The organism is Pseudomonas sp. V98_8 (assembly GCF_029967975.1).
Taxonomy (GTDB): Bacteria; Pseudomonadota; Gammaproteobacteria; order Pseudomonadales; family Pseudomonadaceae; genus Aquipseudomonas; species Aquipseudomonas umsongensis.
In genome coordinates, this window is the sequence record NZ_JASCAE010000046.1 from 105,313 (window position 1) to 119,402 (window position 14,090).

Genomic DNA, 14,090 nt, shown 5'->3' on the forward strand with positions numbered 1-14,090 from the left:
CCGAGGTTAACCGCACAAATCGATAATTCGCAGGTGTGCATAGGCTCAGCCGATACCAGCGATCAGCGTTGCCAGCGGGGACCTGACGCGCTCATGAATTGACGAAAATCGCTCCCCTTCCCCTCCAACTCCCCCCTGGCTCCGCCTGATCGATCATGACCAACAGGGAATGCGCAGGACCCACTGACTCGCCACCCTCAGAAAAGTTGTACAAAAAAGTTGACTTGTACAGGCAACGTCCTATTCTTCAAATAACTATACAAACCCCATTCGCCTGTACAAGAAAAAGAGGCCGGGGAAATTCCATGCCTGCCTGCAATGGAGACACGACGTGGCTGATTTCTTGCGATGTTTCGCCGGCGAATTTGCAGCGCTGGACGGCAGCAATCTGCACAACCTCAAGCATCTGTACAGTCACGACATACGCTTCAGTGATCCGCTCCATGAGATCCAGGGCCTGACAGCGCTGGAAGAATATTTTACTGAGCTGTATGCCAACGTCAGCGAGCTGGGTTTCACCTTCCACGGCTATGACCAGGTGCAGGACGGCGCCGGTTATCTGCGCTGGACCCTGCATTATCGCCACCCCCGCTTGAGCCATGGACAACTCATAGAGGTGGTGGGCTGTTCGCACCTGCTTTGGCACAAGAAGGTGTATCAGCATCGCGACTACTTTGACGCAGGCGCTCTGCTCTATGAGCACTTGCCTCTAATGGGAACCGCGATTGGCTGGCTAAAGGGGCGATTGGCATGAAACGCATCTGGCTCACTGGAGCCAGTAGCGGCATCGGTGCCGCCCTGGCGGAAATTTTATTGACCCAAGGCCATTTCCTGGCCGTCAGCGCACGCAATGCAACGGCCCTGGAAAAGTTACACAGGGGTCATCCGCAGCAGGTACTTCTGCTGCCGGGCGACCTGACCGATCCACGCCAGGTTCAAGCCATGGGCGAGCGAATCGGGCAAGTCTGGGGCCATCTGGATCAGGTCATCCTCAACGCTGGAACCTGCGAGTATGTGGACGCCGGCGTCTTTGAAGCCGACATGATTGAACGCGTGATGCGGGCCAATCTGTTTTCCGCCGCCTACTGCGTGGAAGCCGCCCTACCACTGTTACGCAAGGCTCAGCGGCCACATCTGGTGGCCGTGTGCAGCTCGGTGACCTACCTGCCGTTACCGCGCGCCGGAGCGTATGGCGCCTCAAAGGCGGCAATGCGCTACCTGTTTCAGTCCTTACGCATCGACCTGGCTCACGAAGGTATCGACGTCACGCTCGTCAGCCCGGGCTTCGTCGATACGCCACTCACGCAAAAAAACGATTTCCCGATGCCGATGCGCTGGCCGGTCGGCAAAGCTGCCGCCTACATCGCCACCCGCCTGGAAAAACGCCCCCTGGACATTGCATTTCCCTGGCCATTCATTGCCGCTCTGCGCGCATTAGCGTTATTGCCCCAACGCCTGCAACTGACGCTGGGCAGACGCATGGCGCGTCCGGTCACAGAAGAGTCTTCATGAAAATAGCCATCATCGGCAGCGGTATTTCCGGCCTGACCTGCGCCTACCTGCTCAACCGCAAACACGACGTCACTGTGTTCGAAGCCAGTGACTGGATCGGTGGCCATAGCCATACGGTTGACGTTGAAGTAAAGGGCGAACGCCATGCCATCGATACGGGTTTTATCGTCTTCAACGACTGGACCTATCCCAACTTCATCCGTCTGCTGGATCAACTCGGCGTGGCTTCGCAACCCACCGAGATGAGCTTTTCGGTTCAGGACCCGCACACCGGCATTGAATACAACGGCGGCAACCTCAACCAAGTGTTTGCCCAGCGAAGCAATCTGCTTTCACCTGGCTTCTGGGGCATGTTGCGCGAGATCTTGCGTTTCAACCGCCAAGCACCACGTGATCTGGAAGAACAGCGCATCACTGCCGACACCACGCTGGGCGCCTACCTGCGGGAAAACGGCTACGGCCAGCGTTTTATCGAACATTACATCGTCCCTATGGGGTCGGCGATCTGGTCGATGTCACTGGGCGACATGCAGCGTTTTCCGCTGCAGTTCTTCGTACGCTTTTGTAAAAATCACGGCCTCTTGTCCGTCACCCACCGGCCGCAATGGCGTGTGGTCAGCGGCGGATCGCGCCAATACGTAGCGGCGTTGAGTGCCGGCTTTGTCGAGCGTATCCACCTTAACTGCCCGGTGTATCGCGTGGAACGTGACCTGGGCGGGGTCACCCTGCACTGTGCGACCGGAAGCAAACGTTTTGACAACGTTGTGTTCGCCTGTCACAGCGATCAGGCGCTACGCCTGTTGGCCGCTCCCAGCCGAGCCGAGCGAGAGATACTCGGTGCACTGCATTACGCCGAAAACGATGTGGTGCTGCACAGCGACACCCGCCTGTTGCCCAACCGTCGCCGAGCATGGGCGAGCTGGAACTACCGCCTCGGCGGCTCAGCCCAGCACTTAGCAGCTGTTACCTACAACATGAATATCCTCCAGGGGCTTTCGAGCGACACCACCTTTTGCGTCAGCCTGAACCAGACCGCAGCCATTGACCCCGACAAAATCCTCGCCCGCTTGCGCTACGCCCATCCGCAATACAGCCAGGCAGGCATGACCGCACAAGCGCGTTGGCAAGAATTACAGGGGCCCCAGTTCAGCTACTACTGCGGCGCCTACTGGGCCAACGGTTTCCACGAGGACGGCGTGGTAAGCGCCTTGCGCGTGGCGAGCGCTTTCGGAGAAAAACTGTGAACAGTGCCCTGTACCGCGGCTGGGTCAGCCACCGACGGCTGCTGCCGCGCGCCCATGGGTTTCGCTACCGCATGGGTATGCTCTACCTCGATCTGGCGGAACAATCGCAGGTGCTGGCCTTATCCTGGTTCGCCGGACATTCGCGCTGGGCCGCCTTCGCCTTCCGCGAAACTGACTACCTGCCGCTTGCAACGCGTCAGGGTATGAGCCTGAGCGATGCAGTGCGCCAGCGCGTGGAACAGGCCCTTGGTCACGCACCGCAGGGACGCATCTGTCTGCTCACCCAGCCCCGTAGCTGGGGGCTGTCCTTTAATCCGGTCAGCCTGTTTTACTGCTTCGAATCCGACGGCAGCCTGGCCGCCATTCTCTGCGAAGTCAGCAATACCCCTTGGCGAGAGCGTTACCACTATGTGCTGCCGACCCATGCAACCGGTGAGTCATGCCACCGGGTCGCCAAGAGCTTTCACGTCTCGCCCTTCCTGCCTCGTGACCTGGAGTACCGCATGCGGTTTTCCGCTCCCGGCCAAACGCTGCACGTGAACATGCAGGATTGGCAGGGTGAGCAAAAAATATTTGAAGCCGGCCTGGGCCTGGAGCGCGTCGAACTGACGCGCCAAAGCCTGCATCGCCACCTTCTGGACTTTCCCTGGATGACCGCCAAGACCCTGCTCGGCATTTACTCGCAGGCTCTGCGCCTGCTGCTCAAGCGTCTGCCCCTGGTTTCCCATAAACCCGCCGCCGGTGAATACCGCACCGCAAACCTGGAGTCTCGCCATGACGAATCCTAGCCTGACCCCAATGACGTGTGGCTCTGCTGCCAACGGGATAGGCGCCCGTGTATTGAAAAAAGGCGTCTTGCATCAACTGGCGCACCTGCGCCACGGACATTTGGTCATCATCGTCGACGGTGAGCCACTGAGCTTCGGCCAGCCTGGCGCGGCACCGCATGGCGAGATAGAAGTGCATAACGCGGCGCTCTGGCCAATGGTGGCGGTAAATGGCTCAATTGGCGCCGGCGAGGCCTATATCCACGGTTACTGGAGCAGCCCCGACCTGACGGCCGTGATCCGCGTATTCGTTGCCAACCTCGACGTGCTGGATGGAATGGAGCGCGGCCTGGCACGTCTACGCCGTCCCCTGGCAAAAGCGTTGCACTGGCTCAACCGCAACACACGCCAAGGCTCGCAACGCAACATTTCTGCGCATTACGACCTGGGCAACGCGCTGTTTGAACACCTGCTGGACCCCAGCATGATGTATTCGGCAGCCATGTTCCGGTCCAGCAGCGATAGCCTTGAACAGGCTCAAATGTACAAGCTGGAGCGCATCTGCCAAAAGCTCGATCTCAAACCCAGCGACCACCTGCTGGAAATCGGCACAGGTTGGGGCGGCATGGCCATTTATGCGGCCACTCGATATGGCTGCAAGGTCACCACCACCACGCTGTCGCGTGAGCAGTTTGCCTACACCCAGCGCCTGATCGAAGAGCAGTGCCTGCAAGGCCGCATCACCCTGTTGCTGCAGGACTATCGTGACCTGACGGGTCAATACGACAAGCTGGTGTCGATCGAGATGATCGAGGCCGTCGGCCACCGCTTCCTGCCCACTTACTTCAAACAGTGCGCGCACCTGCTCAAGGAACACGGGCTTATGCTATTGCAGGCCATCACCATTCGAGACCAGCGCTACGAGCAGGCGAAAAAAACCGTCGACTTCATCCAGCGCTACATCTTCCCGGGTGGCGCCTTGCCTTCGGTGAGCAGCATGCTGCACACCATCAGTCGCGACACCGACCTGAACCTTCATCACATGGAGGACTTCGGGCTTCACTACGCACGCACCCTTCGCCTGTGGCACGAGAACCTGCGACGCAGCCGGCACAACCTGGAAGCGTTAGGCTATGACGAGGCGTTTTTCCGCCTGTGGGAGTTTTACCTGTGCTACTGCGAGGGCGGCTTCCTGGAACGAAGCATAGGCACCGCGCACCTTTTACTCGCCAAACCCGGAGCACGGCCGCAGCCGTTCGGCCTGGAGGCGTGAACGTGCGAAGCCGGTTGTTGCTCAACGCAGGACTGTTCCAGATCGGCTGGTTCGCCTGCGTGCTGGGTGCGCAACGGCCGTGGCTGTTGCTGCTGGCAATCACCTGCCTGGCGATACACCTGCTATGGATTGCAAACACCTCTGGTGAGTGGCGTTATCTGTTGAAGGTGTCAGCCTGCGGCTGGGTCCTGGACAGTGCTCTATTGCATCTCGGGGTATTCCAGTTTCCCGGTGCCACACTCGTTTTGCCGCCCTGGCTGGCAATCCTCTGGCTACTCTTCGCCAGTACTTTGCGTCACAGCCTGGGCTGGACCAAGCGCCCTTGGTGGATAGGCAGCCTGCTAGGGGCTATTGGCGGGCCTCTCTCTTACTGGGGAGGTGCCAGGTTGGCCGATGTGGGTCTGCCGCTGGGTACCTGGCCCAGCATGCTGATACTCGCTTTGATTTGGGCGATGTTGATGCCGGCTTTGCACTGGCTGGCCGGACAGCCTGCTCGTTGACTCAAGATTGCTTGCGGAAGAACAAGGTGATCTGGCCAACCTCCACGTCGAACTTGGACATGTACGAGCGATTGATCAGGGTGTTCTCGTCCATCAAGTACATCCAGTCGTCCAGATGAACGTCATACTCCTTGCCGTCCACCGGCAACCTCAGCACATACCGCCAGCGCAATGCATTACCTGCCACCTCACCCTGCGCCTCACCCACCACGTCGCCAGCGGTTCCACGCCATTGGCCAGGTCCGGCCGGGGTGAGCGTCCACACGCGTTTCTGCCGAGTACCGTCGCTGTACGTAAATGACTCGTCGAGGATCAGCCGGTTACCTTCAGAGTGGCCATTGATCTCTACGTGGAAGCGTTTGGTGACCTCGCCTGAACGCTTTTGAAAGATTCCCCAGGCTTCAACCCGCCCCTCGAAAAATTCGCGCAAATCAAGCTTGGGGGTTTCCTGACTGTAGGTCTGCACATCCACCCGACTGCAACTTGCAAGGCCGATGCACAGCAGCAATAGCCATATCCTCAGCATGCATATTTCCTCAGTGGTTTCAGGGTTTGGCGATGCCCAGCAGTTGGTCGCGCAGTTGCGGGTCGCGGGTTCGGGGGTCAAGCCAGATGGAGAAAAAGGCTTCGGCGAACGCCTCGTCCTTCACCACATGCCGTAGATTCTCGCCGACGTAAAAGCGTGCGCCCTCTGCAGGCACATAGACGCCTGTGATGCGGTCACCGGCGCGCACATCGACAAAGGCCTGGAGCATCTCCCGCTCCCAACGGGCCATCAATTGCGAATTCGGCGGGGTGGGCGACAGGCGCTTAATTTCCTTGATGCTGGCCTCGACCAGATCCTCGCGACTGATCGCACGACGGTAGGTCAGCTCCAGCGCAAACGGCACATCCGCGCCTGGCAGATCACCGGCAAGCAGGCGTGGGCTCCACAATTGCGCGCTGTAGATGGAAAAACCGAATATTCGCATCTCGCCGCCCCCTATCCGACGAGCATCCGGCAGAACCTCGCGCCAATCAGCCAACAGTCCTGGGCTCTGGAGCATCAGAACAAGACAGACAACGTGGCGGATAAAGCGGTCTGTCTGCATAACGTGCAAAGGCCTCGACAGGACTCAAGGGACGCCTCTAAAAGCTATACCAAATTTTTATTTTGTACAGCTAATAACCGCTACGGTCAGCGTTGAAAGACGGTATCTGACGAGCTCAAGTCCTCACGGAGATCACGCCCCTGCCATCTCCCTGACAATGTCAAAGAACGTCGTCAGGATGCGTCGGGAACTCTGCGCTCGCAGGCAAACCAGGGTCTCGGTGAAGCGTTGCTGGCAATCGACGATCGGCAAGCCGCGAATTCGCGAATCCGCACCGAGCTCGGCGGCCGAAACAACGCCGACGCCCATACCGATGGCGACGGCCTCGCGGGCCGCTTCACGCCCCTCCACCTCGATGGCCTTGCGAATGCGCAAGCCCGCCGTCGCCATCTCCTCCTCCAGGGACAGTCGCGTCACCGAGCCCTGCTCGCGCAATACCAGGGGCGTGTTGTCCAGGTCGGCGAGGCAGATGGATGTTCGCTGCGCCCAGGGATGGTCATGGGCGACGAAGGCGAGCATCGGATCGCTGCGCAGGGGCAGCTTGAGCAGTCGGTCATCTTCGATATTGCGCCCCAGCAGGGCGATGTCTGCCTGGTGGCCGAACAACCGCTGCAGAACCTCATCGGTATTGGCCGTTTCCACTTTCACATCCACGCCCGGGTAACGAGCACAGAAGCGCGCGACATAGGGCAGCACATGCACGGGCGCGTCCACGGCCAGGTTCAGGGTCCCTGTCGACAGGGTGCGGTAGTCCATCAACATGTCGTGGGCATCGACACTGATATCGAACAGGCGCTGGGTCAGCCCGAACAAGCGCTCGCCCACCTCCGTCAGGCGCACCAGGCGTTTGTCCCGGAAAAACACCATCACACCGTAGTACTCCTCAAGCTTGCGCACCTGGTCGGACACCGCTGGCTGGGACAGGCAGAGCTGTTCGGCCGCGCGCGTGAAACTGCCATTGATTGCCACGGCGTGGAAAGCCTTGAGCTGGGTATGGGAGATCGTCATGGGGGCCTACCTATAGTTTCAACTTATTCATGCATACGATAAATCGATTTTATTTATGAACAATGAACTGCAAGGATGGATTTCGCAAATGCCTTGGCCAACGGGCCGCTGCTTGGATCAATCAGGAACGCCTAATGGAAATCGAACGTTTCGCCACGATAAAACGCCGTTCGGACATGGTCCGGCATGACAACGTTCTCTACATCGGGGGCCAGGTTGCCACGGACCTCAGTGGCAATATCGAGGCACAGACCCACGAGGTTCTGTGCGCCATCGAGCAGCTGTTGCTCAGTGTCGACAGCGACCGTACGCGGGTGCTTTCGGTGCGCATCCTGCTGGCTCACCGCGAGGACTATGAAGGGCTCAACAGGGTCTGGGACGAATTTTTCCCCGAAGGCCATGCCCCCGCACGCGCTTGTACCCTGGCCAACCTGATCGACCCCGGTTGGCGCGTGGAAATGATCGTGGTCGCCGCGTGCGGCTGATTGCGTCCTGAATGCCACCCCGCAACCTTTCGAACGGAGACTCCCCATGCGCCCCTTCTGGCTCGACCAGGCCCTGAAAAGCCAATCCGATACGCCCTGCCCGCCATTGCGCCAAGACACCCACGCCGACGTCTGCATCGTCGGCGGTGGTTACACCGGCCTGTGGACCGCCATCATGCTCAAGGAACAGAACCCTGAACTGGACGTCGTCATCGTCGAAGCGGACATCTGCGGTGCCGGTGCCAGTGGACGCAACGGCGGCTGTGCGCTGTCCTGGTCGGCCAAGTTCTTCACCCTGGAACGCTTGTTCGGGGTCGAAGAGGCGGTGCGCCTGGTCAAGGAATCGGAACAGAGCATTTACGCCATCGGCGACTTTTGCAAAAAATACGCGGTGGACGCCGACTACCGCCTCGATGGCACGCTCTACACCGCCACCAACCGCGCCCAGGTCGGTTCGACGGACGGGGTGATCGCGGCGCTGGAGCGCAATGGCATCAACTCCTTTACCAAACGCGCACTCCCTGAGGTGCAACGCATGTCGGGTTCAACCCGTCACGTCGAAGGCTGGTTTTCACCGGCGGCGGCGAGTGTGCAACCGGGCAAGCTGGTGCGTGGCCTGCGCCGGGTTGCGATCGACCTGGGCGTGCGAATCCACGAGGGTTCACCGATGACCGGCCTCGAACACGGGCTGCCGGCCACCGTCAACACGCCGGGCGGGAAAGTCGTGGCCAAGCGCGTAGTCATGGCCATCAACGCCTGGATGGCCCGTGCCTTTCCAGAGTTTTCGCGCTCGGTGGCCATCGTCTCCAGCGACATGATCATCACCGAACCGCGCCCCGACCTGCTCGAACGAATCGGCCTGACCAGCGGGGTCACCGTACTCGACTCGCGCATCTTCGTGCACTACTACCACAACACCCCGGACGGCCGGATCATGCTCGGCAAAGGTGGCAATACCTTCGCCTACGGCGGTCGCATCCTGCCAGTATTCGATCAGCCTTCGCCCTACAAGGGCTTGTTGCGCAAGACCCTGGCCGAGTTCTTCCCGGACTTTGCCGACGTCGGCATTGCCGCCACGTGGAACGGCCCATCCGATCGCTCCGTCACCGGGCTGCCGTTCTTCGGTCGAATGGGCGCAGGCGGCAACGTGTTTTATGGCTTCGGCTATTCCGGCAGCGGCGTCGGGCCCTGTCATATGGGCGGGCAAATCCTTTCATCGCTGGTGCTGGGGCAAGACAACCCCTGGACACGCTCGCCGCTGGTGCAAGGCCCGCTCGGCCTTTTCCCGCCAGAGCCGATCCGCTACCTGGGCTCGCTGATGGTGCGCAACGCCATTCGCCGCAAGGAGCACGCCGAGGACCGCAACCTGCGCCCCCGTCGACTGGACGTGCGCCTGGCGAAGTTCGCCGCGGCGGCGGGCAAGTCGGACAAGGCATAGCGCAGCGTCAGGTCTGCGATATTTGTTTGGCTGATCAAGCCTGCCTGGCGCTTGCCAGGCGGGGTTTCCTGGTTTCAACCGTTCAATTGAGCCGCGAGCGAAGATTTGCGGCGTGCCGATATCGATCAATGCGCCCAGTTTCCACTTATAAGCCCAGCTTGTTTGTGACATGTGATAAATCGATTTCAGTTATTTTTCCGCAGGTGTTTTGATCAGCACATGCATCACTCCCCTACAAAAACAACACCGCCGGAGAAGATCATGACCAAAGCTGAATTCCCGACCACACAGGCGCTGGCTACCCCAGCCTTGGGTGAACCCTACCTGCTGACCCCAGGGCCATTGACCACGTCCAAGGCCACCAAGGAAGCCATGCTACGCGACTGGGGCTCATGGGACGTTTCCTTCAATCAAGTCACGGCCGAGGTTCGCCAGAACCTGCTGAGCATGGCCGGCGTCGCGGACGACAGCTTTGCCTGCGTGCCGTTGCAAGGCAGTGGCAGCTACTCGGTGGAAGCCGCCTTGGCCACGGCCATCCCCCGTGACGGTAAAGCGCTGGTGCTGATGAATGGCGCCTACGGCCAACGCGCCACCAAGACCCTGGAGTACCTCGGTCGCGCCTTCATCACCCTGGACAAAGGCGACTACTTGCCGCCGCAGCCCGAGGAAGTCGACGCCCTGCTCAAGGACAATCCGGACGTCACCAACGTCTTCATCGTCCACTGCGAAACCAGCTCCGGCATTCTCAATCCGCTGCGCGAAATCGCCGATGTGGTGAAGGCGCATGGCAAGAGCCTGATCATCGATGCCATGAGTTCCTTCGGCGCCGTGCCGTTGACGGTCAAGGACATCGCGTTCGACGTGGTGGTGTCTTCTGCCAACAAATGCATCGAGGGCATTCCGGGGTTCGGCTTCGTCATCATCCGCCGCTCCGTGCTGGAGGCCGCCAAAGGCCGCGCCAACTCCCTGAGCCTGGATCTGTACGAGCAGTGGGTATACATGGAGCGCACCGGGCAATGGCGTTTCACCCCTCCGACCCACAGCGTCGTGGCTTTTCATAAAGCGCTGGAGCAACACACTGCCGAAGGCGGCGTGCATGGCCGCCTGGCCCGCTACACTCGCAATCGCGATGTACTGGTCGCCGGCATGCGCAAGCTTGGCTTCAAAACGTTGCTGGAAGACCGTTGGCTGTCGCCGATCATCACCACGTTCTTCAGTCCGGAACATCCGAACTTTGAGTTCAAGCGTTTCTACGATGAACTCAAGGCCCGCCAGTTCATCATCTACCCCGGCAAACTGACCGTCGCCGAGAGTTTCCGCATCGGCTGTATCGGCCAGATCGACGAATACATCGTCTATCAATTGCTGCGCGCCATCGCCGACAGTCTTGTGGCCATGAACGTCGACATGCATCTACCGGCAGGCTGACCGCCCCTTTAAAGGTCTTTGTCAATTCGAGCACGGGTGCAATGGGTAGCACCTTTGGACAGGGATCTTTTTTTAAACATGGATTCGCTGACTGATCGCCAGGCAGAGCCGGGCAGCCGTCAGCGATCGCGTCAATTTAATGCTTAAAGCCTGATGCCATTTCACGGCCATCTGATCGATGTCGTGTGCGTGGACAGTCTTTCTGTACCGAAAACAAAAACAAAACTCATTATTTGCGCTGTCTGGCACCACATACGGGATCAGAACACCATGAACAAGAACGCTACAAGTCCTCTCGCCACTGGCTGGAAATCGCTCCAGCGTTGGCGCGTGCAAGTTTTCCTCATCACCTGGGTGGCCTATGCCGCCTTCTACTTCACCCGCAAGGCGTTTTCCGTTGCCAAGCTGGGTATTGGCGAAGACCCGGACTTCATGCTCGAAAAGGCCATGATGGCCAATCTCGACGCCCTCTACCTGACCGCGTATGCCGTGGGGCAGTTTCTGTGGGGTAACTTCTCCGACCGCTTCGGCCCCAGGGTCGTGGTCCTGAGCGGGCTCGTTATCTCGGCGCTGGCCGCGCTGCTGATGGGGACTTACGCGACCCTGCCGATTTTCGCTTCCTGCATGCTGGTCCAGGGCCTCGCCCAGTCCACCGGTTGGTCGGGGCTGTGCAAGAACGTCGGCAGTTTCTTCAGCACCAGCGAACGCGGCCGCGTGCTGGGTTTCTGGAGCACCTCCTACGCCTTCGGTGGCCTGGTCGCCACGCCGTTTGCCGGCTGGTGGGCCTACAACCACTACCACGACTGGCGCCTCGCGTTTATCAGCAGCGCCGTGGTGGTCCTGGTGGTGGCGGTGTTGTTCTTCTTCCTGCAACGCAACAAGCCGGAAGACGTCGGCCTGCCGCCGGTGGAGATCGAAATCGAGCCCGTCAGCAACGTCGTGGTACCGCGCGAAAGCATGTGGGCCGGCTTGCGCACCGTGATGAAAAATCGGACCGTGCTGGTGCTCGGCCTCGCCTACTTCATGCTCAAGCCAGCGCGCTACGCCATCCTCCTGTGGGGCCCGGTGATTATCTACGAGCGCATGCCCGAGATCGGCAAGGTGGCCTCCGCCATCGTTCCCACCTCGTTTGAACTGGCCGGTTTGATCGGACCGATCCTCATCGGTATCGCCTCGGACAAGTATTTCGGCGCCCGTCGTATTCCCGTCTGTGTCCTTAGCCTGGTGATCCTGACTGCCTGTCTTGCGCTGTTCGTTCCCGCCATGCAAAGCGGCAGCCTCTACATCGTGGTCGGCCTGCTGTTCATGATGGGCCTGTCGCTTTACGGGCCGGACTCGATGCTCAGCGGCTCGGCGGCGATCGACTTCGGCAGCAAGGACGGCGCGGCCTCCGCCGCAGGCTTCGTCAATGGCTGTGGCTCGGTCGGTGCCGTACTCGGTGGCTTGCTGCCGGGTTACTTCGACACCATCACCGTGTTCCTGGTGTTCACCGGCGCTGCACTCCTGGCCAGCCTGATGCTGGTGCCCTTCTGGAACAGCCGCCCGAAAACCGTGGAAAGCCCGGTGCTGTCCTCGACGCCGGTGCAGCCGGTCGTACTTGGCACCCACTCCTGAACCCGAACCCATCTATCAATTTTCACTGGAGCAATCATCATGAATTACCAACAACCTTCTCAGTTGCAAGCCGTGGTTCTGGACTGGGCCGGCACCGTCGTGGATTTCGGTTCTTTCGCACCGACGCAGATTTTCGTCGAAGCCTTTGCCGAGTTCGGCGTCGCGGTGTCCCTGCAAGAAGCCCGCGGGCCGATGGGCATGGGCAAATGGGACCACATCCGCACGCTGTGCAACGAGCCACAGATTGCCGACCGCTACCACGCTGTCTACGGCCGCCTGCCAACCGACGATGATGTCACCGCCCTCTACGAGCGTTTCATGCCGCTGCAGATCGAGAAAATCGCCCTGCACTCGGCGCTGATTCCCGGTGCGCTCGAGACCATCAACGGCCTGCGCGACAAGGGCCTGAAAATCGGCTCCTGCTCCGGCTACCCGGCCGTGGTCATGGAGAAGGTCGTGGAGCTGGCGCGCCAGAACGGCTATGTCACCGACCACGTGGTGGCCACAGACGAAGTGCCCAATGGCCGCCCCCACCCAGCGCAAGCCTTGGCCAACGTCATTGCCCTGGGGGTCAGCGACGTCGCCGCTTGCGTCAAGGTCGATGACACCTGGCCGGGCATTCTCGAAGGCCGAAGCGCGGGCATGTGGACGGTGGCGCTGACCTGCTCCGGCAACGCACTGGGCCTGACCTATGACCAATTCAAGGATTTGTCCCTGGATGCATTGGCCGAGGAACGCGCGCGCATCGTCAAGATGTTCGAAGGCTCGCGCCCTCACTACCTGATCGACACCATCGTTGATTTGCCGGCGGTCATCGAAGACATCAATGCGCGTCTGGCACGTGGAGAAACGCCTCAGGGTTCCTGACCCTGTCGGCTTGCGCAATTGACAGTGGCCGTCCCAACGACGGCCACATCCAAAAAAACAAGAGAACACCACCATGAACTACGCCCATCCTGGCACCCCCGGTGCCATCGTTTCCTTCAAGTCCCGTTACGGCAATTACATCGGCGGCGAGTTCGTCGCACCGGTCAAGGGTCAGTACTTCACCACGACCTCCCCCGTGAATGGCCAACCGATTGCCGAATTCCCGCGCTCCACGGCTGAAGACATCGACAAAGCCCTGGACGCCGCCCACGCGGCCGCCGATGCCTGGGGCAAGACGTCGGTGCAGGACCGCTCACTGGCGCTGCTGAAAATCGCCGACCGCATCGAACAGAACCTGGAACTGCTGGCCGTCACCGAAACCTGGGACAACGGCAAGGCCGTGCGCGAAACCCTCAATGCCGACATCCCGCTGGCCGTGGACCACTTCCGCTACTACGCCGGTTGCATCCGCGCCCAGGAAGGCAGCTCGGCCGAAATAAACGAACATACCGCGGCGTATCACTTCCATGAACCCCTGGGCGTGGTCGGGCAGATCATCCCGTGGAACTTCCCGATCCTGATGGCCGCCTGGAAACTCGCCCCGGCCCTGGCCGCCGGTAACTGCGTGGTGCTCAAGCCTGCCGAGCAAACCCCGCTGGGCATCACCGTGCTGGTCGAGTTGATCGGCGACCTGCTGCCACCCGGCGTACTGAACATCGTGCAGGGCTTCGGGAAAGAAGCCGGCGAAGCCCTGGCCACCAGTAAGCGCATCGCCAAGATCGCCTTCACTGGCTCGACCCCGGTCGGCTCGCACATCATGAAATGCGCGGCCGAGAACATCATTCCGAGCACCGTGGAGCTGG

15 protein-coding genes are annotated in these 14,090 nt (G+C 60.2%); 12 read left to right on the forward strand and 3 right to left on the reverse strand.

What is annotated here, in order from left to right:
- Nucleotides 1-331 precede the first annotated feature (331 nt).
- Genes QLG10_RS15030 through QLG10_RS15055 form a run of 6 tightly spaced genes read left to right on the forward strand, consistent with a single transcriptional unit; the run spans nt 332 to nt 5,296 of the window.
- Nucleotides 332-754, forward strand: a complete 423-nt coding sequence (locus QLG10_RS15030; RefSeq protein WP_110752281.1) for a nuclear transport factor 2 family protein — start codon at nt 332-334, stop codon at nt 752-754.
- Entirely contained in the window at nt 751-1,512 is a 762-nt protein-coding gene (locus QLG10_RS15035; protein ID WP_282487625.1) for an SDR family NAD(P)-dependent oxidoreductase, read from the forward strand. The genes QLG10_RS15030 and QLG10_RS15035 overlap by 4 nt, the downstream gene beginning before the upstream one ends.
- Complete coding sequence (locus tag QLG10_RS15040; protein ID WP_282487626.1) at nt 1,509-2,756, forward strand: FAD-dependent oxidoreductase; 1,248 nt, start codon at nt 1,509-1,511, stop codon at nt 2,754-2,756. The genes QLG10_RS15035 and QLG10_RS15040 overlap by 4 nt, the downstream gene beginning before the upstream one ends.
- A complete protein-coding gene (locus QLG10_RS15045; RefSeq protein ID WP_110752275.1) occupies nt 2,753-3,544 on the forward strand; it encodes a DUF1365 domain-containing protein in 792 nt (263 codons plus the stop codon). Before QLG10_RS15040 ends, QLG10_RS15045 begins: the two co-directional genes overlap by 4 nt.
- Entirely contained in the window at nt 3,531-4,796 is a 1,266-nt protein-coding gene (locus tag QLG10_RS15050; protein ID WP_282487627.1) for a cyclopropane-fatty-acyl-phospholipid synthase family protein, read from the forward strand. The genes QLG10_RS15045 and QLG10_RS15050 overlap by 14 nt, the downstream gene beginning before the upstream one ends.
- A 2-nt stretch (nt 4,797-4,798) precedes the next feature.
- Nucleotides 4,799-5,296 carry a DUF2878 domain-containing protein gene (locus QLG10_RS15055; RefSeq protein ID WP_282487628.1) on the forward strand — a complete coding sequence of 166 codons (498 nt, stop codon included), beginning with the start codon at nt 4,799-4,801 and terminating at the stop codon, nt 5,294-5,296.
- A gap of 1 nt (nt 5,297) precedes the next feature.
- On the opposite strand, the gene QLG10_RS15060 is transcribed toward QLG10_RS15055, so the two are convergent.
- The 3 genes from QLG10_RS15060 to QLG10_RS15070 form a co-directional block, all read right to left on the reverse strand.
- Nucleotides 5,298-5,822, reverse strand: coding sequence for a DUF3833 domain-containing protein (locus QLG10_RS15060; protein ID WP_188263672.1), 525 nt, complete (start codon nt 5,820-5,822; stop codon nt 5,298-5,300).
- A 19-nt stretch (nt 5,823-5,841) separates the two neighbouring features.
- Nucleotides 5,842-6,387, reverse strand: a complete 546-nt coding sequence (locus QLG10_RS15065; protein ID WP_282487629.1) for a chalcone isomerase family protein — start codon at nt 6,385-6,387, stop codon at nt 5,842-5,844.
- Nucleotides 6,388-6,519: 132 nt separating this feature from the next.
- Entirely contained in the window at nt 6,520-7,395 is an 876-nt protein-coding gene (locus tag QLG10_RS15070) for a LysR substrate-binding domain-containing protein (RefSeq protein ID WP_020800141.1), read from the reverse strand.
- A gap of 134 nt (nt 7,396-7,529) precedes the next feature.
- Between QLG10_RS15070 and QLG10_RS15075 the strand changes: the two genes are divergently transcribed.
- The 6 genes from QLG10_RS15075 to QLG10_RS15100 form a co-directional block, all read left to right on the forward strand.
- Nucleotides 7,530-7,880 carry a RidA family protein gene (locus QLG10_RS15075; protein ID WP_282487630.1) on the forward strand — a complete coding sequence of 117 codons (351 nt, stop codon included), beginning with the start codon at nt 7,530-7,532 and terminating at the stop codon, nt 7,878-7,880.
- 46 nt (nt 7,881-7,926) lie between these two features.
- The gene (locus QLG10_RS15080; RefSeq protein WP_282487631.1) at nt 7,927-9,318 is read left to right on the forward strand and encodes an FAD-dependent oxidoreductase; all 1,392 of its coding nucleotides are present in this window, start codon (nt 7,927-7,929) and stop codon (nt 9,316-9,318) included.
- Between the two features lie 261 nt (nt 9,319-9,579).
- Nucleotides 9,580-10,746 carry a 2-aminoethylphosphonate--pyruvate transaminase gene (locus QLG10_RS15085; protein WP_188263675.1) on the forward strand — a complete coding sequence of 389 codons (1,167 nt, stop codon included), beginning with the start codon at nt 9,580-9,582 and terminating at the stop codon, nt 10,744-10,746.
- A 270-nt stretch (nt 10,747-11,016) separates the two neighbouring features.
- The gene (locus QLG10_RS15090; RefSeq protein ID WP_188263676.1) at nt 11,017-12,360 is read left to right on the forward strand and encodes an MFS transporter; all 1,344 of its coding nucleotides are present in this window, start codon (nt 11,017-11,019) and stop codon (nt 12,358-12,360) included.
- A 39-nt stretch (nt 12,361-12,399) separates the two neighbouring features.
- Complete coding sequence (phnX, locus tag QLG10_RS15095) at nt 12,400-13,227, forward strand: phosphonoacetaldehyde hydrolase (RefSeq protein ID WP_248678642.1); 828 nt, start codon at nt 12,400-12,402, stop codon at nt 13,225-13,227.
- Nucleotides 13,228-13,300: 73 nt separating this feature from the next.
- Nucleotides 13,301-14,090, forward strand: a 790-nt coding sequence (locus QLG10_RS15100; RefSeq protein ID WP_282487632.1) for an aldehyde dehydrogenase family protein, incomplete at its 3' end; no start/stop codon positions are given.

Excerpts from the sequence above, each read along its gene's own strand:
- QLG10_RS15035 (WP_282487625.1), top strand. The coding sequence starts at position 751 with ATGAAACGCATCTGGCTCACTGGAGCCAGTAGCGGCATCGGTGCCGCC.
- QLG10_RS15040 (WP_282487626.1), top strand. The coding sequence starts at position 1,509 with ATGAAAATAGCCATCATCGGCAGCGGTATTTCCGGCCTGACCTGCGCC.
- QLG10_RS15050 (WP_282487627.1), top strand. The coding sequence starts at position 3,531 with ATGACGAATCCTAGCCTGACCCCAATGACGTGTGGCTCTGCTGCCAAC.
- QLG10_RS15060 (WP_188263672.1), bottom strand. The coding sequence starts at position 5,822 with ATGCTGAGGATATGGCTATTGCTGCTGTGCATCGGCCTTGCAAGTTGC.
- QLG10_RS15065 (WP_282487629.1), bottom strand. The coding sequence starts at position 6,387 with ATGCAGACAGACCGCTTTATCCGCCACGTTGTCTGTCTTGTTCTGATG.
- QLG10_RS15070 (WP_020800141.1), bottom strand. The coding sequence starts at position 7,395 with ATGACGATCTCCCATACCCAGCTCAAGGCTTTCCACGCCGTGGCAATC.
- QLG10_RS15075 (WP_282487630.1), top strand. The coding sequence starts at position 7,530 with ATGGAAATCGAACGTTTCGCCACGATAAAACGCCGTTCGGACATGGTC.
- QLG10_RS15080 (WP_282487631.1), top strand. The coding sequence starts at position 7,927 with ATGCGCCCCTTCTGGCTCGACCAGGCCCTGAAAAGCCAATCCGATACG.
- QLG10_RS15085 (WP_188263675.1), top strand. The coding sequence starts at position 9,580 with ATGACCAAAGCTGAATTCCCGACCACACAGGCGCTGGCTACCCCAGCC.
- QLG10_RS15090 (WP_188263676.1), top strand. The coding sequence starts at position 11,017 with ATGAACAAGAACGCTACAAGTCCTCTCGCCACTGGCTGGAAATCGCTC.
- phnX (WP_248678642.1), top strand. The coding sequence starts at position 12,400 with ATGAATTACCAACAACCTTCTCAGTTGCAAGCCGTGGTTCTGGACTGG.